Raw genomic sequence first — 22,072 nt, forward strand, 5'->3', positions numbered from 1 at the left:
GTCAGCGACGCAGCCGCAGCAGCACCACCGTCCCGGTCGGACCGACCGTCGAGGACACCTCGTCGCAGACCCGTTCGACGATCGCGAGACCACGCCCGCGGATCTCGCCGGCCGCCGGCATGACCCGGCCGAACACCCGGGCCGCACCGTGGTCGACGACCTCGCAGAGGACATCGTCCGCGTCCGCCCACACCCGGACCCGGCCGCCGCCGGCGGTGTGCTGCAACGTGTTGGTGGCCAGCTCGCTCACCGCGAGCACGAGCAGGTCGGTGCGCTCGGGCGGCAGGCCCAGCGTCTCGGCCCGGCTCCGCACGAACGCGCGCACCCCGGCCAGGTCGGTGGAGCGGGCGTACGGCATCACCGGTGCAGGAGCGGGCCCACCGGCGTCGGTGCCGCGCTCAGCCATGCGCCGGGCTGTCCACGGCGCGTTCCGGGCGCTCATCCGGCGAAGTGCGCTCCGGGCGCTCATCCGGCAGATCGCGCTCCGGGCGCTCGACCGGCAGCGCGAGCAGGTCGGCGAGCCCGGTCAGGTCCAGGACCCGGGCCACCGCGCCGACGGCGCCCCGCACGTACAGCCGATGGCCCTGCCGCACGGCGGCCTGGTGGCCGGTGACCAGCGCGTGGATGCCGCTGGAATCCATGAACCGCAGCCCGGCCAGGTCGAGCACGACGCAGCCGGCGGCGTCCACGGCGGTCAGCAGCACCGTGGTCAACTCCTCGCGTACGGCAAGATCACACTCGCCGGTGAGCGTGACGACGGTGCGGTCGCCGGTGGTGACCGTCTTCGCCTCGAAAGCTGCCATGCGACCCGCCGCCGCCCCTCGACTCCGTCGATCCGTCGTGCCGGACGACATCATCGCACCCGCGGGTGGACATCCGGACGTACGCCTCGACGGTGTCGAACCGGGCGGCTCGGCGGCCGGTCAGCCCCGCGCCCGCCGGCCGAGCAGGTAGCCGACGATCAGCGCGATGCCGACCAGTGCCGCGGTCGGCACGGACGCCTTGCGCCGCGCCTGGGACAGCCCCTCCTTCGGGTCCACCACCGTCCCGGCCGCGTCGCCGATCGTGCCCACCACCGTGTCTGCGAGCCGTTCCCTGGTCATCGTCGCCCTCTTTCCGCAGGAAGCGGATCGACCCCGATCCTGGCCGGCGATCACCGGCCGGCGCGGGCCGGCCGCCACCGGCCACCGGCCGTGCGGCTACCCGGGCAGGATCCGGGCAAACCTCCGGAACGGCCCAGCCGGCCGCCCGGCGGCGGCGCGGGGAAACGCTCAGGACGAGACGGGCAGTTCGGCGGTGACCGCGCGGGGCTCGGCGAAGTGGCAGGCCGCGCTCTGCTGCGCCGCCTTGTTCTCCAGCGGCGGCTCGATCTGGGCGCAGATGTCCTCGGCCTTCCAGCAGCGGGTCCGGAACCGGCAGCCCGAGGGCGGGTTGATCGGGCTCGGCACGTCGCCGACCAGCCGGATCCGGTTCTTCGGCGCGGCGCCGCGGGCCAGGTTCAGGTCCGGTACGGCCGACAGCAGCGCCTGGGTGTACGGGTGCTGCGGCGCGTCGTAGATCCCGTCCCGCGGCCCGATCTCCACCATCTTGCCCAGGTACATCACGCCGACCCGGTCACAGAAGTGCCGGACCACGCCGAGGTCGTGGGCGATGAACACGAAGGCGATGTTGAATTCCTTGCGCAGCTCCTCCAGCAGGTTCATCACCTGGGCCTGGATGGAGACGTCCAGCGCGCTGACCGGCTCGTCCGCGACGATGATCTTCGGCCGCGCGGCCAGCGCCCGGGCGATGCCGATCCGCTGCCGCTGGCCGCCGGAGAACTCGTGCGGGTAGCGGTTGTAGTGCTCGGGGTTGAGCCCGACCACCTCCAGCAGTTCCTGCACCCGGGCCAGTTCGCGGCTCTTGGGCACCATGTTGTGGGTACGCAGCGCGGTGCCGACGATCGTGCCCACGGTGTGCCGCGGGTTGAGCGACGAGTACGGGTCCTGGAAGATCAGCTGGATCTCCTGGCGGTACGGCCGCAACTGCCGCTCGGTCAGGTCGGCGATGTCGTGCCCCTGGTACAGGATCTGCCCGCTGGTCGGCTTGAGCAGCCGGGTGATCAGCCGGGCGGTGGTGGACTTGCCACAACCGGACTCGCCCACCAGCCCCAGCGTCTCGCCCTCGTTGAGGCTGAACGAGACCCCGTCGACGGCCTGCACCTTGTTCGACGCACGGCGCAGCAGCCCCTCGCCCTTCACGTCGAAGTGCATGACGAGGTCCTTGAGTTCCAGCAGCGGAGCCCCGGGGGTCTTCGGGACGCGGGAGCCGGACCGGGAGCCCGCGGTGTCCTTCGTGGCGGTCGTCATCGTCGCAGATCCTTTACGGCAGCCGGGGCAGGATGTCGGTCTCGAAGATCCGGTCGGGCGCTTCGAGGTGGCACCGGGACTCCCGGGTGGTGTCGGCGGTCCGCGGCAGCCGGGCCGGCTCCTCGTTCTTGCACAGCCCGCCCGGCACCCGGGTGCGGAACTCGCAGCGCGGATGGAAGGGGCAGCCGCTCGGCACGTTGAGCAGGCTGGGCGGGGCACCGGGGATGGGGTGCAGCGGCTGCGGGTCGCCGGAGAGCGCCGGGATGCTCTCCAGCAGACCCCACGAGTACGGGTGCAGCGGCGTGCCGAGGATCTTGTGCGCGGGGCCGTACTCGACGGCCCGGCCGGCGTACATCACCAGCACGTCGTCGGCGATCTCGGCGACCACGCCGAGGTCGTGGGTGACGAAGATGACCGCCGAGCCGAAGTCGCGTTGCAGGTCGGAGATGAGGTCGAGGATCTGCGCCTGCACCGTCACGTCCAGCGCGGTGGTGGGCTCGTCGGCGATCAGCAGCTTGGGGTCGTTCACCAGCGCCATGGCGATCATGGCGCGCTGGCGCATGCCGCCGGAGAACTGGTGCGGGAAGTCGTCCAGCCGCCGCCGCGGGTTCGGGATGCCGACCCGGCCGAGCATGTCGACGGCGCGCTCCCGGGCCGCCCTCTTGGACACGTTGTTGTGCGCCCGGTACGCCTCGACGATCTGGTTGCCGATCGTGTAGAAGGGGTGCAGCGACGACTGCGGATCCTGGAAGATCATCGACGCCACGGCGCCGCGGATCTTGCGCATCTGTTCCTGCCGCATGCCGACGATCTCGGTGTCGCCCAGCCGGATCGAGCCGGAGATCCGGGTGCTCTTCGGATCGTGCAGCCCCATGATCGCCATGCTGGAGACGCTCTTGCCGGAGCCGGACTCGCCGACGATCGCGAGGGTCCGGCCCAGCGGCAGGGAGTAGCTCAGCCCCTGCACCGCCTGCACCAGGCCGTCGGCCGTGGGAAGGTGACCCGCAGGTCGGACACCTCCAGGTACGGCTGGTCGCCCTCCACCGCCGCGTTGTCCCGCCGCTGGCGTACCACGGTCTGCGGGCCGCGGGCGGAAGGGGTCTCAGGCATCTCGTCGCTCATTCTGTTGCCGCCTTACGAGATCGTGTACCGGTGCGACCGGCGATTGTCGGTGACGACGCTCGACGCTGCGGGGATCATCCGAGCCGCACCCGGGGATCGAGGAACGTGTAGAGGATGTCGACGAGCAGGTTCATCACGACCAGCACCACCGAACCGATCAACACGCCGCCCATGATCACCGGCAGGTCGAAGGTGAAGAACGCGCGCAGCGTCATCACGCCGATCCCGGGCAGCCCGAAGATGCTCTCGGTGAACAGGGTGTTGACGATCTGGACGGCGACGTCGATCCCGAAGATCGTGATCACCGGGCTGAGGGCGGCGCGCAGGCCGTGCCGGTACACCACCCGCCGCTCGCTGATGCCCTTCGACCGGGCGGTCCGGACGTAGTCCTCGCCCAGTGCCTCGATCATCGAGGCGCGCGAGTACCGGGTGTACTGGGTCGCGTTGGCCAGGCCGAGGGTGAGCCACGGTGCCAACAGGCCGGCGGCCCAGGTGAGCGGATTGCTCAGGAAGGAGTGGTACTCCGCGCGCGGCAGGAAGGTGGCGTACAGCGCCACGATGAGCGCGACCACGAAGTACGGGACGGAGTTGATGATGAGCGTGCTGCCGACGACCAGCCGGTCGGCCGGGGAACCCCGGCGACGGGCGGCGGCGGTCCCGGCGAGCACGCCGACGGTGAAGTACACCAGCGCACCGCCCAGGACGATGGAGACCGTCACGGGCAGGGCCTGGGCCAGCAGCTTCGTCACCGGCTGGCCGAGGATGTAGGAGTAGCCGAGACACGGGGCCGAGCAGTGGATGACGGCGCCGGCGCTGGTGAAGTCGCGGCCGACGACGATGCCCTTGAGGTACAGGCCGATCTGCTCCACGGCCGGTTCGTCGAGTCCCAGGCTGTTGCGGATGTCCGCCACCCGCTCCGGGGTGCAGCGGTTGCCGCAGATCGCGCCCGCCGGGTCGGTCGGAGCCAGGAAGAACAGCGCGAAGCTGGCGATCAGCGTAACGATGACGACGGAGATCGCACTCGCGCATCGCCGCAGGATGTACAGGAGCACCGCCAACTCCTCGCTTTCGGGCGGCCGGTCACGCGGACCGGGATGGTGTCGCAGGATCTCCGGTCAGCGACCGGAAGGAAGGGGCATCCGCCCCCGTGGTCCGGCCGGTGCCGCAGGCGCCGACCGGACCACGGGATCAGGAGTGGATCAGCTACCGCTCTTCAGGAACAGGTTCGGGAAGAACGGCAGGCCGACCGTGGCGTCGCCCTCGGCGCCACCGATGTTGGTGCCGGCCACGATGGCCATCTTGTCGTAGTAGCGCGGGAGCGCCACGTACATGTTCATGATCTCCTGGTCCAGGTCGCCCCACTTGGCGGTGGCCTGGTCCGCGGGCAGCTCGGCAACCTCGTCGATCTTGCTGTCGAGAGCCTTGTCGCTCAGCATGCCCCACGAGGTGCCGTCGCTGATGCTGTGCGACTGGAACAGCACCGGCATCCAGCTACCACCACTGGGCCAGTCCGAGCACCAGCCGGCGGGCGAGAGGCCCATGTTCACCGGCGAGTCGTAGTCGCTCGTCTTGGTCCGCAGCTCGGCGGTGGGCACACCGACCGGCTTCGGGGTGAAGCCCGCCGCCTTCAGCGCGTCGCTGCGCACCTGGGCGAGCTGCTGCGGGATGGTCTTGGTGTTGTCGTAGTACCAGCTCAGCTCGAAGCCGACCTTGCCCGCGTCCTGGAGGATCTTCTTGGCCGCCTCCGGGTCACCGTCGCCCTTGCCGCTCAGGCCCGGCGCCGGGTCGTACTTCTTGTAGCCGGGGACGCTCGGCGGCAGGATGGTGCTGGACCGCTCGGCGATGTAGTCGTTCAGGCCGGCGGCCTTCCAGTCGGCGTCGTACGGCCAGGCCAGCGCGATCGCCTTGCGGATCTCCAGCGGGATCTTCCGGGTGTCCAGCTGCACCACGATGTTGCAGGGGCTCTCACCCTGGATGAGCTGGTCCTTCTTCTCCTGCACCTGCGGGATCAGCGACGCGTCGATGTTGCCGTAGTTGAGCGCGTTGGCGTCCGGGCCGTTGCTGTTGAGCACCTGCTGCTGGCTCTTGACGTCATCGACGCCCCACTTGAAGTCCCACGCGTCGGCGTACTGGTGCCGCACCGGGTCGGTGTTGGCGTCCCAGTTCGGGTTCTTCTTGAGCTTCAGCTCGCTGCCCGCGGTGTAGCTGTCGAACATGTACGGGCCGGTCGAGATCGGCTTGTTCTTGTAGTCCTGCTTGGTGTCCTTGGCCTTGGGGATCGGCGAGAACATCGGGAAGGACATGTAGAACGGCAGGTCGCTGAACGGCTTGGCGAGGTGGATCACCAGGGTGCTGGCGTCCGGGGTCTCCACGCCGGCGTAGTCGTCGCCGCTCTCGTACGGGCCCTTGTACTTGTCGGCGTCCTTGAAGTACACCAGCTGGTACGTCGGGCCGTTGGCGAACAGGTCGTGCGCGAAGGACCGCTTGATGGCGTACGCCAGGTCCTCGACCTTGACCTCGCTGCCGTCCTCGTACTTGATGCCCGGCTGCAGCTTGAAGGTCCAGGTCAGCTTGTCGTCCGAGACGGTGCCCACGTCGGTCAGGTCCGGCACCAGCACCGGCTTGCCCTCGCGGATCGCGAACTGGGTCGGCGTACGGAACAGCAGCTTGCCGATCTCGTTCGAGTCGACGTAGTAGATGTCGGTCGGGTCGAAGGTGTTCGGCGTCGACTGCGAGTAGATCGTGATCGTGCCACCCTTCTTCGCGCCCGCGACGTCGGGCGCCGGGCCCTTGGCGTCGGGATCGATGGCGCTCTGCTGGGTGTTGATCTTGCCACTGTCGTCGGTCGTGCCGCTGTTGTTGGAGGACGGGCTACCACAGCCCGTCACCCCAAGGGCTATGGCGGCACAGGCCGCCACGGCCACATTGAGTCGCCTCACAGTTGCTCCCTTTCTTGGTGAAACGGGGTGTGCCGTCATCGGCGGGTACGGGGGTCAAAGGCGTCCCGGACAGCGTCACCGAGCAGGCTGAGCGCCAGCACGAGGATGGTGATGCCGATGATCGGGATCCAGAGGTACGCCGGGTCGGCGCGGTAGTAGTTCTGCGCCGCGGAAATCGTCAGACCCCACGACGGCGTGGGCTCGGTCAGGCCGACCCCGAGGAAGGTCAGGCCGGCCTCTGCGACGATGTAGCTGGGCAGGGCCAGGGACGCCGACACCATGATCGGCGCCACCAGGTTGGGCAGCAGTTCCTTGAACAGAACCTTGTGGGTCGGCACGCCCAGCACCTTCGCCGCGGCGATGAACTCGCGCTCGCGCAACGAGAGCACCTGGCCGCGGATGAGCCGGGCCAGGCCGGCCCAGCCGAAGAAGGAGAGCACCAGGACCAGCGAGATGAACCGCACCTTGGCCACCTCGGACGGGTTGGCCGCCTCCGCACCGCCCAGCATCGCCACCAGCACACCGGCGGTCGCGATCGCGAACAGCAGGTACGGCAGGCTCAGCACCAGGTCGATGAACCAGGACAGCACCCGGTCCACCAGCCCGCCGGCGAACCCGGCGACCAAGCCGACGATCACCCCGACGAGGGTGGTGGCGATCGTGACCGTCACCGCCACGATGAGCGACGGTCGCGCACCGTACACCCAGCGGGCGAACAGGTCCCGGCCGAGCCGCGGCTCGATGCCGAACCAGTGGTCGGAGGTCATCCCGATGGTCGGGAAGCCGTAGTCGTCGATCATGCCCTGGTGATATTCCGTGGGGGTCTGCCCCTCCAGCTTTGCCAGCAGCGGGGCGAACACGGCGATGACAATGAAGAGGACGAAGATGCCCGCACAGATCATCGCCACCCGGTCGGCCCGCAGCCGCTCGAAGGCGATCCGCGTCGGCGACTTGCTGACCGTCACGACCCGCTGCTGCGGCGCCGGCGAAGCCACTTCCACGGCCGTTGGCGGCTCGTCGAGCGTGGTCGACTCAGCACTCGTACGCGACGGGTCCACCCACGTCACCTCCATTCCCGGACGACCGCACCCACCCAGGCACCCCGACGGGGTCGCCGGTGTGCGGTGGCGGAAACGCTAGCCGGCCCCGGGTTTCGCCGAAACGGCCTGAGGCATCAAATCAATAACAGCTAGGTCACCGTTGTACGCGAGGCCTGTCACACCCATCGAAGGATCTTGGGGAATTGTCCGGACGCCTTTTGTCCGCGAAGTCACGCATGCCCACCGAAAAACGGAACGCTGGGTACACATCCGACCGCGAACAGCGATCATCGTATGGGTGGCGCCGATGTCACCGGTAAACCGGCTTGACTGGAGAGCGCAATTATCTGCCCCGATTCGGACCGCCACCGCCCGCCCATTCGGCGGATGACACACCGTATCGGCGATCCCCATCATCAGTAGATGCCACTACGGTCTCTGCGCTTCCGACTGGTCGACTCCCCCACCTCGCTGGGCGGGAAACGGCGCGCCCGGCGCGCCGCCTGGCTCTCCGAGACCTTCCCCGGACTGGCCGACATGACGGTCCTGGACATCGGTGGCCGGGTGGCGAGTTGGGCCGACGCGCCGGTCCGGCCGGCCCACGTGCACCTGGTCAACCTGGAGACACCGCCGACCGACCTGCCCGACTGGGCCGAATCAGACCAGGCCGACGCCTGCGACCTGCCGGCCGCGATCCGGTCCCGCCGGTACGACCTGGTGTTCAGCAACAGCGTGCTGGAACACGTCGGCGGGCACGAACAGCGCCGCCGGATGGCCGCGGTGGTCCGCGAGCTCGCCCCGCGCTACTGGGTGCAGACTCCGTACCGGTACTTCCCCATCGAGCCGCACTGGGTGGCGCCGGGAATGCAGTTCCTGCCGGTGCCGGCCCGGGTGCTGATCGCCCGCAAGTGGCCGCTGGCGTACACCCCGAACAAGCCCTGGGAGCAGGCGATGCGGCAGGTCCTGACCACCGAACTGGTCGGCCGGACCGAGCTGCGGTACCTCTTCCCCGACGCCACCATCCGGTCCGAGCGGATCGCCGGCCTCACCAAGTCACTGATCGCCGTCCGGACCGCCTGAGCGGGCCCCCGCGGCCGGCCGGACCGCCGCGGGGCTACCCTGCTTGGCCATGAACGGTTGGTGCGTATGAGGTTCCGGCGCATCCTCGCCGCCCTCACGGGAGTTCTGCTCACCCTTCCGGTCACGGTGCTGCCGCCGGCAGCGGCCAGCGCGGCGGCGGACGTACCGTGTCCCGCCGTCAGCCCGCCGGTCAGTCGACCGCCCCGGCCGCCCGTTCCCGAGCCCGATCCCGCCGACCGCCGCATCGGCGGCGACGCACTGGCCACCGCCGGGCTCGCGGTGCCGCCGGGCGCGACCCGGCCTCCGGCCGTCACCGCGACCTCCTGGATGGTCGCCGACCTGGACAGCGGCGCGGTGCTCGGCGGCTGCGGCCCGCACGAGTACGGCGTGCCGGCCAGCACCCAGAAGCTGCTGCTCGTGGCGACCGTGCTGCCGAAGCTGGACCCGGAGCAGGTCGTCACGGTCAACCGCAAGGATCTCGACTTCGAGCGCGGCAGCTCGGCCGTCGGCCTGGTGCTCGACGGCCGGTACCCGGTACGGACCCTCTGGCTGGGCCTGCTGCTCAACAGCGGCAACGACGCCGCGAACGTGCTCGCGCGGCTCGGCGGCGGCGACGCCGGGGTGGCCGGCACGGTGGCGGCGATGAACGCCGAGGCGCACCAGTTGGGCGCCCGCCAGACGCACGCCGCCACCCCGTCCGGACTGGACGGACCGGGCCAGGTCACCAGCCCGTACGACCTCGCGCTGATCACCCGGGCGTGCTTCGACAACGAGGACTTCCGCAGCTACGACGCGGCCAGGACCGCGCAGATGCCGCCGCAGCCGGCCGGCGCCAAGAACGGCTTCCAGATCCAGAACGAGAACCAGTTGCTGTTCCACTACCGCGGGGGAATCGGCGGCAAGACCGGCTTCACCACCCTGGCCCGGCACAGCTACGTGGGCATCGCCGAGCGGGGCGGTCGCCGGCTCGTGGTCACCCTGCTCGGCGCCGAGGCCCGGCCGCTGCGCGGCTGGCAGCAGGGCGCGGCGCTGCTGGACTGGGGCTTCGCCCAGCCCACCGACGCGTCGGTCGGCCGGCTCGTCGCCCCCGGCGAGCTGGACGCCACGCCCGGCCCGGCGGCATCCCGACCCGGCGCCGCGCGGTCGCTGGACCGGGTCGGCCGCCCCGGCGGCGCCGGGCTGGTCGGCTGGCCCGTGCTGGCCGGCACCGCCGCGCTGCTCGGCGTCGTGGCGCTGCTGCTGCTCGTGCTGGCCGTGCGGTCCCGTCCCCGGCACGTCGGCCGCCGCCGGGCGCGCTGAGCCGCGGGGGGGTGGTCGGCGGTGGGTGAGGCTACGGGTGCCGGGGTGGTGATCGGCGTCGACATCGGCACCACCAGCACCAAGGCGGTGGCCTACGACACGACCGGCCGGTCGCTCGGGTCGCACTCGGTGGGCTACCCGCTCGACGAGCCCGCCCCCGGCCACGCCGAGCAGGATCCGTACCTCATCTGCGACGCCGTGGTGGAGGCCGTCCGGACGGTCGCCGCGGACCTGGGCGGGCCGGTCGCCGGGCTGTCCTTCAGCACGGCCATGCACAACGTGATCGGGCTCGACGGCGACGGCGCACCGCTGACCCCGTCGATCACCTGGGCGGACTCCCGCGCCACCGCCCAGGCGGAACGGTTGCGCGCCGCGCCCGGCGGGCTGGACCTGCACCGGCGCACGGGCACCCCGCTGCACCCGATGGCCCCGCTGCCGAAACTGGTCTGGCTCGCCGAGCGGGCGCCCGCGCTGTTCCGCCGGGTGGCGCACTGGGTCGGCATCAAGGATCTCGTGCTGCTGCGGCTGGCCGGCCGGCTGGTCACCGACCACTCGGTCGCCTCCGGCACCGGCCTGCTCGACATCCACCGACTGGACTGGGACCCCGAGGCGCTGCGCATCGCCGGCATCCGGCCCGACCGGTTGCCCCGGCTGGTGCCCACCACCACCGTGCTGCCCGGGCTCACCCCGGCCGCGGCCCGGGCCACCGGGCTGCCCGCGGACACCCCGCTGGTGGTCGGCGCCGGTGACGGCCCCCTGGCCAACCTGGGTCTCGGCGCGGTACGCCCCGGCGTGGCCGGCTGCTCGATCGGCACCAGCGGCGCCATCCGGGTGATGGTGCAGCGGCCCGCCGTCGACCCCCGGGGCCGGGTCTTCTGCTACGCGCTCACCGAGGACCGCTTCACGGTGGGCGGCGCCATCAACAACGGCGGCATCGTGCTCGAATGGGCCGGCGAGGCGCTCGCGCCCGACCTCGGCGAGCGGTCCGCGGAGAGCCTGCTCGCGCTCGCCGCCCGCGCGCCCGCCGGATCCGACGGGTTGGTCATGCTGCCGTACCTGCTCAGCGAGCGCGCCCCGCACTGGAGCGCGCTGCCCCGCGGGGCGTACGTGGGGCTGACCAACGCCCACCGCCGCGAACATCTGGTCCGGGCGGCGCTGGAGGGCGTCTGCCTGCAACTGGCCCTGGTGCTCGCCTCGGTGCGCTCGGCCGGGAACGAGATCCACGAGGTACGCGCCAGCGGCGGCTTCGCGCGCAGCCCGCTGTGGCGGCAACTGCTGGCCGACGCGCTCGGCACGGACGTCCGGTTCCCGGCCGGTCACGAGGGTTCCAGCTTCGGCGCGGCCCTGCTCGGGATGCAGGCGCTGCGCCTGGTGCCGTCGATCGACGTCGCCGCCGACCTCGTCGAGATCGCCGAGACGGTGCGTCCCGACCCGGCCGCCGCGGACACCTACGCCGCGCTGTTGCCGATCTTCGCCGACCTGTACGACGCGCTCACCCCACCTTCCGGGCGCTGCGCCGGCGGCCCACCGGACACGCCGGGCCGGCACCGGGGCGGGTCGGGTAGCGGGCCGGGCCGGGTAGCGGGCCGGGGGCCGCGGATCCGGGGCCGGTGCTGCTCAGGCCGGGAACCGCAGCACCACCAGGGCCTGGTCGTCCTCGGCCGCCGGCAGCCGGTCCATCACCGCCGCGGCCACCTCGTCCGCGCTGCCGCCGGAGGCCTCGGCCAGCACGTCGGCGAGCGTGGCGACACAGTCCGGGTAGGCGTGCTGGCGCAGTTCCACCAACCCGTCGGTGAACGCCACCAGCAGGTCACCCGGTTGCACGGACAACTCGGTCACCGGAATGGTCTCGTCCACCAGGCCGAACGGCAGCGCCCGCGCGGTGGCCACCGCCGTGGCCGGAGCACCGTGGCGCAGCCACAGCGGATGCGGGTGGCCGGCCCGGACCATCTCGACCCGCCGCCGGCCCGGGTCCACCAGCAGGATCAGGCAGGTGCCCAGGAAGGCCCGGCCGAGCAGTTCGGTGACCCGGGAGAAGACGTCACCCAGCGGCACGCCGAGCCGGATCAGGGTCCGCACGACGGTACGCAGCTGCGCCATGTCCGCGGCCGCCTCCACCTCGTGTCCGACGACGTCCCCGACCACCACCGCCAGCCGGTCGCCGTCGAGCCGGATCAGGTCGTACCAGTCGCCGCCGAGGTTGAGGCCGGTCATCGCCGGCCGGTACCGCACCGCCACGTCGAGTCCGGCCGGCGGCGCCCCCGCGGTGTCGAACAGCCGGCCGGCCAGCCGGCTCACCAGGTCGTGCTCCGCGGCGGCCAGCCGGACCCGTTCCAGCGCCTGCTCGCACAGGTCGGCCACGGTGTCCAGCAGGGCAAGGTCGGTGGCCCGGAACGGCCGGGCCCGGGACCAGCCCAGCGCGAGTGCGGCGATCGGCCGGCGGCGCACGTCCAGCAGCGGCAGCGCCACCGTGGTCACCATGCCGCTCGATTCCGTGGCGTCGGGCAGGTCCGGGTAGCGCCGGCGGAACGCCTCCCGGTCCGGCAGCACGATCCGCTGCCCGGTCCGCAGGCATTCCGCGATCGGCCGCGGGTCGTCGATGGTCATCCTCTGGTACGCCTCGGCCAGCCGCGCCGGCAGGCCGTGGTGGCACAGCCGTACCCGCCGGCCGCCCTCGCGCAGCAGCAGGCCGGGGGCGACCGCACCGAGCACCGGCGGCACGGCCGCGAGGATCGCATCGATGGTCTCCGGCACCGTCCGCGCGGCGCTCAACCGGGCCGCCAGGTCGGCCGTGGCCTGGGTGGAGCGGATCAGCTCGGCCCGCTGCAACGCCTGGCTGGCGAAGCCGGCCACGGTGGTGAGCAGGCTGTCCAGCACGTCGTCGTGGCGCACCGGGCCGGCCCAGTCCAACCGCATGGCGCCCAGCGCGGTGCCGTCGGTGTGGTGCAGCGGTACGCAGATGCCGTGGATCAGCGGCGCGGGCGCCGCGGCTTCGGGCGTCGCCGGGTCGGACACCGCGGTCTCGGGTGCCGTCGGGTCGGACGCCGTTACGTCGGACACCGTTACGTCGGGCGCCGCCGCGTCGGGTGCGGCAGCCGCGGGCGACGGACCGGTACCCGCCAGCGGCAGCACCCGGTTCTGCCGGATCGCGGTGGCCAGCGGCAGGTCGGCGTCGAAGTCCACCTGCTCGTTCCGGAGTCCCCGCCGGCCCGCTCGACGAAACGCAGCACCCGCAGCGCGGGGCGGCCGGGTTCGGCGACGGCGATCCGGACGTCCCGGGCCGCGAACACCGGTCCCACCTGGCCGGCCATCGCCCGCAGGATCTCCTCCGGTCCCTGCGCCCGGCTCAGCTCGCCGGCGAACCGGGCCAGTGCCTCCGCCCGGCGCAGGGTCCGCTGCCGCTCGCCGATGTCCCGGGACACGGTCGCCAGGTACCCGGTCGCGTCCGCCTCCGGCCCCGTGCTGACCGTGAAGAGCTGCTGCTCCACCTCCACCTCGGCGCCGGTGTCCAATCGGGACAGTCGGGTCTCGGTCCGCCGGTAGCCGTCCCGCAGCGCCCCGGCGATCAGCCCCTCGGGGGCGCCCAGGTCGGTCAGCCGCTGCCCGCCGCCGGGCTCCGCGGGCAACCCGAGCAACTGCCGGCCGGCCGGGTTGACGTACACCATGCCGCCGTCGGCCCGGGCCACCGCGATCGCGTCCCCCGACCGCTCCACGAGCGCCTGGAACAGCCGCAGCTCGGCCTGCGCGAGCCGTTCCCCGGTCAGGTCCGTGGCGTACGCGAGCCAGCGCAACGGCTCCCGGTGCAGCGCCACGATGCCGATCAGCACCGGCACCGGGTGCCCGTCGCGGTGCCGGTACTCCTTCGCGTACGCCGGCGCCCGCCCCGTGGTCCGCAGTTCCTTGATCGCCCGCTCGTCGGCCTCCTCGAACCCCGCCGGGGTGAGGTCCGGCCAGTGCAGCCGGCCGGCGGCCACGTCCGCGCGGGTGTAGCCGAGCATGCTGAGGAACGCGTCGTTCGCCTCGGTGATCCGCTCACCCTCCCCGCCGAAGACGGCCAACACGTCGGTGGCGGCGAGCCGTTCGTACCGGACCCGCTCGGCGTCGAGCGCCTCCCGCAGCCGGGTGCGTTCGGTGACGTCCACGACGGTGAAGCCGACCCCGATCGTCTCCGCCGGGTCGGCCAGCCGGATCGGGAAGTAGCTGGCCACCGCGTGCCGGAACCGGCCCGGCGCGTCCGGCTCCGGTGTCGAGAACTCCACGCCGCTGACCGGTCCCTCGGCCAGGGTGCGCCGGATCAGCTCGGTGACCCGCTCGCCGATCAGCGGCAGCAGTTCGGCGGGGGTACGCCCCAGATGCTCGGCCTCGGTACGCCGGTTGATCGCCGCGAGCGCCGGGTTGACGTACTGGAATCGCAGCTGCGTGTCCACCCAGCCGAAGCCGACGGGCGCGCTTGCCAGCATGGCCTCGCTGATCGTCGCGGCGCGGTCGGCGGCCTGCTCGGCCGCGATGACGTCCTGCACGTCGGTGAAGGTGCCGAGCCACTCCACGATCCGGCCGTGCTCGTCGCGCAGCGCGGTGCTGCGCGCCGAGACGTGCCGGTACCGACCGCTGGGCGCGTGCCACACCCGGAAACTGGTCCGGTAGACCCGGGCGCCGGTGCGCAGCGCGTCCGCCCAGGCCCGGTGCACCCGGCTCAGGTCGTCCGGATGCACCATCGCCGACCAGCCGTCGCCCGCGTACTCCGGCCAGCTCTGGCCGGTGTACGCCTCCCAGGACGGTTGCGGCGCGGTTGCCGCGCCGCCCGGCCCGGCGGTCCAGATGATCGCCGCGGAGGCACCCATCAGCGCACGGAAGCGCCGGTCGGGGTCGACCGATCCGGCGGCGACGCCGTCGGTGCCGTCCCCGGCCGGAATCGGCGTCGGTCCGGAGTCGCTCACAGCGCGACCTCCACCCCGCTGGCCGGCTACTCGGCTGGACACCGACCGTATCACCGTGCCCAGCGGCACCACGCCGCCCGAACGGTGCGGAAACGCCGCGAAAACGGTCACCCGGGCCGCCGCCGCCGGCCTGGCGTCGCGCCGCCGGCCGGATGTCGCGCCGCCGGCCGGATGTCGCGCCGCCGGCCGGATGTTGCGCCGCCGGCCGGATGTTGCGCCGGTGTCCCGGATGTTTGCGCCGGTGTTCCGGAAATTGCGCTGGTGGCCGGGCCGCGGGCTGTGGCACCGTGCCGGCGTGGACGATGACTACCGGGCCGTCAACCGGGCGATGTGGGACGAACGGGCGCCGGCGCACGCGGCGTCCGAGGGCTACGGGCTGCGCCGGTTCGTCGCGGACCCCGACCATCTGAGCCAGGTGGTCCGGTTCGACCGGGACCGGCTCGGTGACATCCGCGGCCTGCGCGGTGTCCACCTCCAGTGCCACATCGGCACCGACACCCTGTCGCTGGCCCGGCTCGGCGCCCGGATGAGCGGACTGGACTTCTCCCCCGCCGCACTGGCGCACGCCCGCAGGCTGGCCGCCGACTGCGGCGCCGACATCGCGTACGCGCAGGCCGACCTCTACGACGCGGTCGACGTGCTGGGCGGCGGCGGTTTCGACCTGGTCTACACCGGAATCGGGGCGCTGTGCTGGCTGCCGGACATCCGGCGCTGGGCCGCGGTGGTCGCCGACCTGCTGCGCCCCGGCGGCCGGCTGCACCTGCGGGAGGGGCATCCGGTGCTCTGGGCGCTGCCCGACCCGCGCCCGGACGGCCTGATCACACTGGAACACCCGTACTTCGAGCGACCCGAGGGGACCGTCTGGGACGAGGACGGCACGTACGTCGACACCGACGTGCGCTTCGTCAACACCCGCTCGGTGGAGTGGAACCACGGCATCGGCGAGGTGGTGACCGCGCTGCTGGCGGCCGGCCTGAGGCTGACCGCGCTGGTCGAGCACGACAGCGTGCCGTGGGAGGCGCTCCCGGGCCGGATGGAGCGGGTCGGGTACGACGAGTGGCGGCTGGCCGACCGCCCGTGGCGGCTGCCACACACGTACACGCTGCAGGCCGTCAAGGGCTGACGGCCCGGACCCGGCGCGGGCCGGCACGTCATCGGTCGCCGACACGTCGTCGGTCGGCCCGGACCCGCCGCCGGGCCGGCAGGGCCGAGCGGCCCGTGCGGGTGGGTCACGTGGCCTGCGATACATCGCCGTGTTTCCGGACGCCGGCGGACGTACCGTTTCTGGTGGAGCCGTCGGGGGACCCGCCCCGTCACCGCCGGACCGGAGATCATGAGATGAACGCGCAGCCGCACCGCCGACACCACGTCGTCGTGATCGGGGCCGGGTTCGGTGGCCTCTTCGCCACCAAGGCCCTGCGCACCGCCCCCGTGGACATCACGCTGATCAACGGCACCGCCCAGCACCTGTTCCAGCCGCTGCTCTACCAGGTGGCGACCGGCATCCTGTCGGAGGGCGAGATCGCGCCCCCGATCCGGGAGATCCTGCGCCGGCAGGACAACGTCGAGGTGCTGCTGGGCACCGTCACCAAGGTCGACGTGCAGCGACGGGTCGTGACCGCCACGGCGCCGGGCACGAGCTACACGGTGGAGTACGACAGCCTGATCGTGGCGGCCGGCGCCTCCCAGTCGTACTTCGGAAACGACCAGTTCGCCGAGTACGCGCCGGGGATGAAGAGCATCGACGACGCGCTCGAACTGCGCGGCCGGATCTTCGGCGCCTTCGAGCTGGCCGAGTTGGAGTCCGACCCGGAGCTGATCGACCGCTGGTTGACATTCGTGGTGGTCGGCGCCGGTCCCACCGGCGTGGAGATGGCCGGCCAGATCGCCGAGCTGGCGCACCGGACCCTGCCCAGGCAGTACCGCCGGATCGACACCCGCCGGGCCCGGGTGATCCTGCTGGACGCCCTCGACGCGGTGCTGCCCAGCTTCGGTGACCACCTGTCCACGCGCGCCCTGCGGCAACTGCACCAGATCGGCGTCGAGGTCGAACTGGGCAACCGGGTGGTCAGCGTCGACGACACCGGCATCGAGGTGGAGACGCCGCGCGGGCACCAGCGGATCGAGTCGATGACCAAGATCTGGGCGGCCGGCGTCGCCGCGCCGCCGCTGGCCCGGCAGCTCGCCGCCGCCACCGGCGCGCGCACCGACCGGGCCGGGCGGCTCATGGTCAATCCGGACTGCACGGTCCCCGGCCACCCGGAGATCTTCGCGGTCGGCGACATGATGGCGCTGGACCGGCTGCCCGGCGTCGCCCAGGTGGCCATCCAGAGCGGCCGGCACGCCGCCGACCAGATCGAGCGCCGGCTGCGCGGCCGGGAGACGGGCCAGCCGTTCCGGTACTTCGACAAGGGCAGCATGGCGACCATCTCCCGGTTCTCGGCGGTCGCCAGCGTCGGCCGGCTGCGCTTCAGCGGCCTGGTCGGCTGGCTGATGTGGCTCGTGGTGCACCTGTTCTACCTGGTGGGGTTCAAGAACCGGCTGACCACCGTGCTGCACTGGGCGGTCAGCTTCATCGGTCGCGGCCGCTCCGAGCGGGTCGCCACGTTCCAGCAGGTCTTCGCCCGGCGCGCGCTGCGGCAGGCCGGGCCGGAACTGATCCGGTTCGGCGGCCGGGAGACCCCGACCGGCGAGGACGAGGCGCCGGCCGGCCAGGAGGAGACCCGGACCCGCGAGGAGGGGGCACCGGCGGACCGGGCGGAGGCGCCGGCCGAGCCGGCGGCCGCGCGCCGGCCCTGAGCCGGTCCCCCGGCGCCACTGTTACGGCACGGTTACCCGGCTGCGAAGCCCCGGTGGCCCGGTGCGTCGAACGTTGCCCCCAGGCGGGCCACCGGCGCCCGCATCCGGGGAGGACACCATGAGAGTCACGAGGGCGTTGTTCGCCCTGCTGGTGGCGGCGAACGGGCTGCTGGCCTGCACGGTTCCGGCGACCGCCGCCGCCGCGCCGTACTGCGGCATCACCTGGGGCAGCCTGGACAGGTCCGGCGGCACCCTGAGCACCGCCGCGCTGCTGGAGGTACGCGCGGGCCGGCACGACTGCTACGACCGGCTGGTGTTCGAGACGGACGGGACGGCGAACGGATACCGGGTCAGCTACGGCGAGGCGTACACCGGCGGGCAGGGCACGGCGCTGTCGCCGTACACGGCCGGCGGCGCCGTCCTGGCGGTCGTGCTGCTCGCCCCGGCCGAGGACCCGGCCGGCGGCGGCGCCGGATACCCGGCGGTCACCGGGACCCATCCGCTCAACCTGCTCGGCTACCCCACCCTGCGGGACGTGGTGTACGGCGGCAGCTACGAGGGCTACACGACGTTCGCCGTGGGCGTGCGGGACCGGCTGCCGTTCCAGGTGACGGTGCTGGCCGGACCGGGTACGCACAGCCGGATCGTGCTCGACGTGGCGCACCGCTGGCAGTAGCTGCTCCGGTGCCGGGGGCTGGCGGGGCGGCCGATGCCCCGCCGGCCGGCCACGGCGGTACCGTGCCTCATGGACGGTCACGTGCTCGTGGTGGAGGACGACCCGTCGATCCGCGAGGTCACCGCGATCGGCCTGCGCCGGTCGGGTTTCCAGGTGAGCACCACCGGCGACGGCCACGGCGCGCTGGAGCACTGGCGGACCGGCGGCGTGGACCTCATCGTCCTGGACGTGATGCTGCCCGGACTCGACGGCCTCCAGGTGTGCCAGGCCGTCCGGCGCAGCAGCGGCGTACCGATCCTCATGGTCACCGCCCGCACCGACACCACCGACGTGGTCGCCGGGCTGGAGTGCGGCGCCGACGACTACCTGCGCAAGCCGTTCGAACCGGCCGAACTGGTGGCCCGGGTCCGCGCCCTGCTGCGCCGCGGCACCCATCCGGAGGAGGAGACCGTGCTGCGCATCGGCGGGCTGGCGATCGATCCGGCGCGGTTCACGGTGCACCGGGAGGACCGGGAGGTCCCGCTCACCGCCACCGAGTTCCGGCTGCTGCTCGAACTGGCCCGCCGGCCCGGCCGGGTGTTCACCCGGGACCTGCTGCTGGACCGGGTGTGGGGCTACCCGTACCTGGGTGACTCCCGGCTGGTGGATGTCGCCGTCCAGCGGCTGCGGGCCAAGATCGAGGCCGATCCGGCCCGGCCCGAGCTGGTCCGGACCGTCCGCGGCGTCGGCTACAAGCTCACCGGCCACTGAGACGTACCCGTGCGCCCGCCACCGGCCCCGACAACCCCCGCCGCACCGGACGCGGTCCCTCCCGCCGTACCGGCCGGGGGCTTTCCCGCCGTACCGGCGGCGGTCTCGGACCTCGGGCCGGACGCGGTGCCGGACGTCGGGCCGCCGGGCCGCGGGCCGGACGCGGTGCCGGACGTCGTGCCGCCGGGCCGCAGGCCGGACGCGGTGCCGGACGTCGTGCCGCCGGGCCGCAGGCCGGACGTCGGGCCGGACGTCGTGCCGCCGGGCCGGTTCCGCCGCCGACTGACCGTGGCGTTCGTCCTGGTCGCTGGGGTTGCCGCCGCGGTACTGGCGGTCGGGGCATACCTGCTGGTCCAGCGCGCCCGGCTGGACGACTCGCTCGACCAGGCCGCCACCGACCTGCGCTACCAGCTCGTCATCGCCGGGCAGTTCCTGCCGCTGGACGGCGAGCACGGCGCCGAGCTGCTGGAATCGTTCGAAGGCAGCGGCCGGCACGTCCTGCTGGCCACCGGCACCGGCCCGACGGCGACCAACCCGGCGGCGTCCAACCCGGCGGTCGCCCCGCCGCTCGGGACGCGGCTGCGTGCGCTGGTCGGCACCGGGCAGCTCGGGTACGAACGCTCCGGCGACCGGCTCGTGGTGGGCGGACGGATCCCCGGCTCCACGGCGCAGCTGTACGTCGTACATTCGGAGCAGCGGATCCGGCGCGACCTGGCACAGCTCCGGTACGCCCTGCTGGCCGGCTGGCTGGCGGTGCTGTTACTGGCCGGGGCCGTGGGCAACGCCCTCGCCCGGCGGACCCTGGAGCCCGTGGCCCGGGCCGGCCGGGCGGCCCGGGCGATCGCCGAAGGGCTGCTGTCCACCCGCCTGCCGGTGACCGGCCGGGACGAGTTCGGCGCCTGGGCGCTGTCCTTCAACGGGATGGCCGAGGCGCTGGAACGCCAGATGTCCGCCCTGGCCGCCGCGCAGCGACGGGAACGGCGGTTCACCGCGGACGTGGCGCACGAACTGCGTACCCCGGTCACCGCGCTGGTCGGCGCGGCGGCGCTGCTGCACGAGGCCCTGGACGGCCTGCCCGAGGAGCTGCGCCGCCCGGCACAGCTGCTGGTCGGTGACACGGTACGGCTGCGCCGGCTGGTCGAGGACCTGATGGAGATCTCCCGGCTGGACGCCGGTCGCGAATCGTTGGCGGCCGAGCCGGTCGACCTGCGGGCCGCGGTGACCTCGCTGGTCGCGGCCCGCGGCTGGACCGATCGGGTACGCGTGCGCGGGCCCCACACGGTGCGGCGCACCGATCCGCGCCGGCTGGAACGGGTACTGGCCAACCTGATCGCCAACGCGGTCGAGCACGGCGGCCGCACCGTCGAGGTGACCATCGACGGCGCCGGGCCGGGTGCGGTGATCGACGGCGCCGGGCCGGGTGCCGTGGCCGATCGCACCAGCCGGGGCGGCGCCGGGCCGGGAGCGGTGGCCGATCGCACCAGCCGGGGCGGCGCCGGCCCGGGAGCGGTGGCCGATCGCACCAGCCGGGGCGGCACCGGCCCGGGTGCGACCGTCACGGTCGCCGACGACGGCCCGGGCATCCCCGCCGAGCACCTGCCGCACCTGTTCGACCGCTTCTACAAGGCCGACTCGGCCCGTACCGGCCCGGGCAGCGGCCTCGGGCTGGCCATCGCCCGGGAGAACGCCCGGCTGCTGGGTGCCACACTGACCCTGGAGAGCCGGCCGGGCACCGGTACCCGGGCGCGGATGGTCCTGCCGGCCAACCCACCGGCCGCGCACGCCACGGATCCGACCGCTCCCGGAGGACCGTCGCCGGGGCGTACCGGGGTGGCAGCATGCGACGACTAGGGCGGGTGTCGAAGCCCTCGGCCGGACCGGCGGCGGTCGCGTTGCCGCCATTTGCGGCGGTCGTATCCCGGCGACCGGCGGCGGTCGCGGCCCGGCTGCTGGCGGCTGCCGTGCTGGCGGCGGTGGCCGGCTGCGCCCCGGAGGTCGGCTCGCTCGGGCCGGCACCGACCGCGGCGCCGGCGGCCGACCCGACCACCGCGCCGCCGCCGGCCGCCACTCCGGCCGCGAGCGGCAGCCCACGACCCGGCGGCGGGGTGGCGACCGGGACGCCGTCGCGCACCGGCTCCCCCGCACCGGTCCGCACCGACACCCTCGGCATCGAGCTGTGGTACGTCCGAGATGGACTCCTGGAGCCGACCCGACACGTCCGGCCGGTGACCCAGGCCACCTCCCGGCTCACCCTCAACGAACTGGCCACCGGCCCGAACCCGGCCGAGGCGGCGGCGGGGTTGTCCAGCGACGTACCCCCGGACATCGAGATCGACGGCATCGACGACGGGGTCGAGACGCTGGTCGTCGGGCCGGGCTTCGAGGCCGGCGGCACCACCGCGGTACGGCTGCGCCAGGCTCAGATCGTGTACAGCCTCACCCAGTTTCCGAGCGTCGAGCGGGTGGTGTTCCGGCGGACCGGACGCCCGGACCCCGCCGCGCTGGGCCGAGCCGACCTGGCCGACCTGCTCCCGCCGATCGTGGTGACCGCGCCCGGCGTCGGCGCCGCCGTACCCAATCCGGTCACCGTTGCCGGCACCGCGGATGTCTTCGAGGCGACGGTCAACATCCGGATCCTGGACTCGGCCGGACGGACGGTGGCGACCGGCTTCACGATGGCCAGCTGCGGCAGCGGCTGCCGCGGGGGTTACCGGACGACCCTCGGGTACCGCGTCGACAGCGACCAGCCGGGTCGGATCGAGGTGTTCGAGGTGTCCGTCCGGGACGGTCGGCGGGTCAACCTGGTGTCCCGGCCGGTCTGGCTGACCCGCTGAACCCCGCTCGTCCGGCGCCGGTCCGCCTCCGGGCGCCGCGGAGGCTTCCGGACCGGCGCGTCGCCATCGGCATCGGCATCGGCGGCGTTGCTGGCGCCCTCGGCCTCGGCCTCGGCGTCGGCCGGCGTCGGCGTCGGCGTCGGCGTCGGCGTCGGCGTCGGCGTCGGCGTGGATCATCGGTCGGGTCGGGTCGGGCTCGGCGGGCATGGCGGGCATGGCGGGTCCGTTCCCGCATCATCCGAATCGGG

At 73.1% G+C, this 22,072-nt stretch carries 17 protein-coding genes and 2 pseudogenes; 9 read left to right on the plus strand and 10 right to left on the minus strand.

Annotated elements, in window-relative coordinates:
* Window position 1 precedes the first annotated feature (1 nt).
* The 8 genes and pseudogenes from CIK06_RS15200 to CIK06_RS15235 form a co-directional block, all read right to left on the minus strand.
* Window positions 2-406, minus strand: a complete 405-nt coding sequence (locus CIK06_RS15200; RefSeq protein WP_095565378.1) for an ATP-binding protein — start codon at window positions 404-406, stop codon at window positions 2-4.
* Window positions 399-803 carry an STAS domain-containing protein gene (locus CIK06_RS15205; protein WP_095565379.1) on the minus strand — a complete coding sequence of 135 codons (405 nt, stop codon included), beginning with the start codon at window positions 801-803 and terminating at the stop codon, window positions 399-401. Before CIK06_RS15205 ends, CIK06_RS15200 begins: the two co-directional genes overlap by 8 nt.
* A 120-nt stretch (window positions 804-923) precedes the next feature.
* Window positions 924-1,103, minus strand: coding sequence for a hypothetical protein (locus tag CIK06_RS15210; protein ID WP_095565380.1), 180 nt, complete (start codon window positions 1,101-1,103; stop codon window positions 924-926).
* A gap of 168 nt (window positions 1,104-1,271) precedes the next feature.
* Complete coding sequence (locus CIK06_RS15215; RefSeq protein WP_095565381.1) at window positions 1,272-2,348, minus strand: ABC transporter ATP-binding protein; 1,077 nt, start codon at window positions 2,346-2,348, stop codon at window positions 1,272-1,274.
* Between the two features lie 13 nt (window positions 2,349-2,361).
* Window positions 2,362-3,458 (minus strand): annotated as a pseudogene (locus CIK06_RS15220) (ABC transporter ATP-binding protein).
* An 86-nt stretch (window positions 3,459-3,544) separates the two neighbouring features.
* The gene (locus tag CIK06_RS15225; protein ID WP_095567858.1) at window positions 3,545-4,522 is read right to left on the minus strand and encodes an ABC transporter permease; all 978 of its coding nucleotides are present in this window, start codon (window positions 4,520-4,522) and stop codon (window positions 3,545-3,547) included.
* Between the two features lie 147 nt (window positions 4,523-4,669).
* Window positions 4,670-6,358 (minus strand): ABC transporter substrate-binding protein, encoded by a 1,689-nt coding sequence (locus CIK06_RS15230; protein ID WP_198347871.1) that lies wholly within the window; start codon window positions 6,356-6,358, stop codon window positions 4,670-4,672.
* Between the two features lie 86 nt (window positions 6,359-6,444).
* Window positions 6,445-7,374, minus strand: a complete 930-nt coding sequence (locus tag CIK06_RS15235; protein WP_232533644.1) for an ABC transporter permease — start codon at window positions 7,372-7,374, stop codon at window positions 6,445-6,447.
* Window positions 7,375-7,872: 498 nt separating this feature from the next.
* Between CIK06_RS15235 and CIK06_RS15240 the strand changes: the two genes are divergently transcribed.
* The 3 genes and pseudogenes from CIK06_RS15240 to CIK06_RS15250 form a co-directional block, all read left to right on the plus strand.
* A complete protein-coding gene (locus tag CIK06_RS15240) occupies window positions 7,873-8,529 on the plus strand; it encodes a cyclopropane-fatty-acyl-phospholipid synthase family protein (RefSeq protein ID WP_095565385.1) in 657 nt (218 codons plus the stop codon).
* Window positions 8,530-8,595: 66 nt separating this feature from the next.
* Window positions 8,596-9,828: a D-alanyl-D-alanine carboxypeptidase family protein gene (locus CIK06_RS15245; protein WP_095565386.1), complete on the plus strand. Its 1,233-nt coding sequence runs from the start codon at window positions 8,596-8,598 to the stop codon at window positions 9,826-9,828.
* A gap of 87 nt (window positions 9,829-9,915) precedes the next feature.
* Window positions 9,916-11,130, plus strand: a pseudogene (locus CIK06_RS15250) (gluconokinase); the annotation flags it as partial.
* Window positions 11,131-11,445: 315 nt separating this feature from the next.
* Here CIK06_RS15250 and CIK06_RS32145 read toward each other — a convergent pair.
* Both CIK06_RS32145 and CIK06_RS15260 read right to left on the minus strand, forming a co-directional pair.
* Window positions 11,446-12,744: a PP2C family protein-serine/threonine phosphatase gene (locus CIK06_RS32145; protein WP_304528823.1), complete on the minus strand. Its 1,299-nt coding sequence runs from the start codon at window positions 12,742-12,744 to the stop codon at window positions 11,446-11,448.
* 146 nt (window positions 12,745-12,890) lie between these two features.
* On the minus strand, window positions 12,891-14,765 hold the full coding sequence (locus tag CIK06_RS15260) for a PAS domain-containing protein (protein WP_095565388.1): 1,875 nt from the start codon (window positions 14,763-14,765) through the stop codon (window positions 12,891-12,893).
* A gap of 295 nt (window positions 14,766-15,060) precedes the next feature.
* Between CIK06_RS15260 and CIK06_RS15265 the strand changes: the two genes are divergently transcribed.
* The 6 genes from CIK06_RS15265 to CIK06_RS15290 all read left to right on the plus strand — a co-directional run bounded on the left by CIK06_RS15265 (window position 15,061) and on the right by CIK06_RS15290 (window position 21,824).
* Window positions 15,061-15,888, plus strand: a complete 828-nt coding sequence (locus tag CIK06_RS15265; protein ID WP_232533645.1) for a bifunctional 2-polyprenyl-6-hydroxyphenol methylase/3-demethylubiquinol 3-O-methyltransferase UbiG — start codon at window positions 15,061-15,063, stop codon at window positions 15,886-15,888.
* Between the two features lie 215 nt (window positions 15,889-16,103).
* The gene (locus CIK06_RS15270) at window positions 16,104-17,564 is read left to right on the plus strand and encodes an NAD(P)/FAD-dependent oxidoreductase (protein WP_095565389.1); all 1,461 of its coding nucleotides are present in this window, start codon (window positions 16,104-16,106) and stop codon (window positions 17,562-17,564) included.
* Window positions 17,565-17,682: 118 nt separating this feature from the next.
* Entirely contained in the window at window positions 17,683-18,240 is a 558-nt protein-coding gene (locus CIK06_RS15275) for a hypothetical protein (protein ID WP_198347872.1), read from the plus strand.
* A 69-nt stretch (window positions 18,241-18,309) separates the two neighbouring features.
* Window positions 18,310-18,990 (plus strand): response regulator transcription factor, encoded by a 681-nt coding sequence (locus tag CIK06_RS15280; RefSeq protein WP_095565391.1) that lies wholly within the window; start codon window positions 18,310-18,312, stop codon window positions 18,988-18,990.
* A 9-nt stretch (window positions 18,991-18,999) separates the two neighbouring features.
* Complete coding sequence (locus CIK06_RS32150) at window positions 19,000-20,841, plus strand: HAMP domain-containing sensor histidine kinase (RefSeq protein ID WP_304528801.1); 1,842 nt, start codon at window positions 19,000-19,002, stop codon at window positions 20,839-20,841.
* Window positions 20,829-21,824 (plus strand): Gmad2 immunoglobulin-like domain-containing protein, encoded by a 996-nt coding sequence (locus CIK06_RS15290; RefSeq protein WP_157756768.1) that lies wholly within the window; start codon window positions 20,829-20,831, stop codon window positions 21,822-21,824. The genes CIK06_RS32150 and CIK06_RS15290 overlap by 13 nt, the downstream gene beginning before the upstream one ends.
* Window positions 21,825-22,072: the final 248 nt, after the last annotated feature.

Origin of the sequence: Plantactinospora sp. KBS50, from assembly GCF_002285795.1 — a bacterium.
In the GTDB taxonomy this organism is placed as follows: domain Bacteria; phylum Actinomycetota; class Actinomycetes; order Mycobacteriales; family Micromonosporaceae; genus KBS50.

Coding starts and splice junctions, on each gene's coding strand:
- CIK06_RS15200 (WP_095565378.1), bottom strand. CDS start 406: ATGGCTGAGCGCGGCACCGACGCCGGTGGGCCCGCTCCTGCACCGGTG.
- CIK06_RS15205 (WP_095565379.1), bottom strand. CDS start 803: ATGGCAGCTTTCGAGGCGAAGACGGTCACCACCGGCGACCGCACCGTC.
- CIK06_RS15210 (WP_095565380.1), bottom strand. CDS start 1,103: ATGACCAGGGAACGGCTCGCAGACACGGTGGTGGGCACGATCGGCGAC.
- CIK06_RS15215 (WP_095565381.1), bottom strand. CDS start 2,348: ATGACGACCGCCACGAAGGACACCGCGGGCTCCCGGTCCGGCTCCCGC.
- CIK06_RS15240 (WP_095565385.1), top strand. CDS start 7,873: ATGCCACTACGGTCTCTGCGCTTCCGACTGGTCGACTCCCCCACCTCG.
- CIK06_RS15245 (WP_095565386.1), top strand. CDS start 8,596: ATGAGGTTCCGGCGCATCCTCGCCGCCCTCACGGGAGTTCTGCTCACC.
- CIK06_RS32145 (WP_304528823.1), bottom strand. CDS start 12,744: ATGCGGTTGGACTGGGCCGGCCCGGTGCGCCACGACGACGTGCTGGAC.
- CIK06_RS15270 (WP_095565389.1), top strand. CDS start 16,104: ATGAACGCGCAGCCGCACCGCCGACACCACGTCGTCGTGATCGGGGCC.
- CIK06_RS15275 (WP_198347872.1), top strand. CDS start 17,683: ATGAGAGTCACGAGGGCGTTGTTCGCCCTGCTGGTGGCGGCGAACGGG.
- CIK06_RS15280 (WP_095565391.1), top strand. CDS start 18,310: ATGGACGGTCACGTGCTCGTGGTGGAGGACGACCCGTCGATCCGCGAG.
- CIK06_RS15290 (WP_157756768.1), top strand. CDS start 20,829: ATGCGACGACTAGGGCGGGTGTCGAAGCCCTCGGCCGGACCGGCGGCG.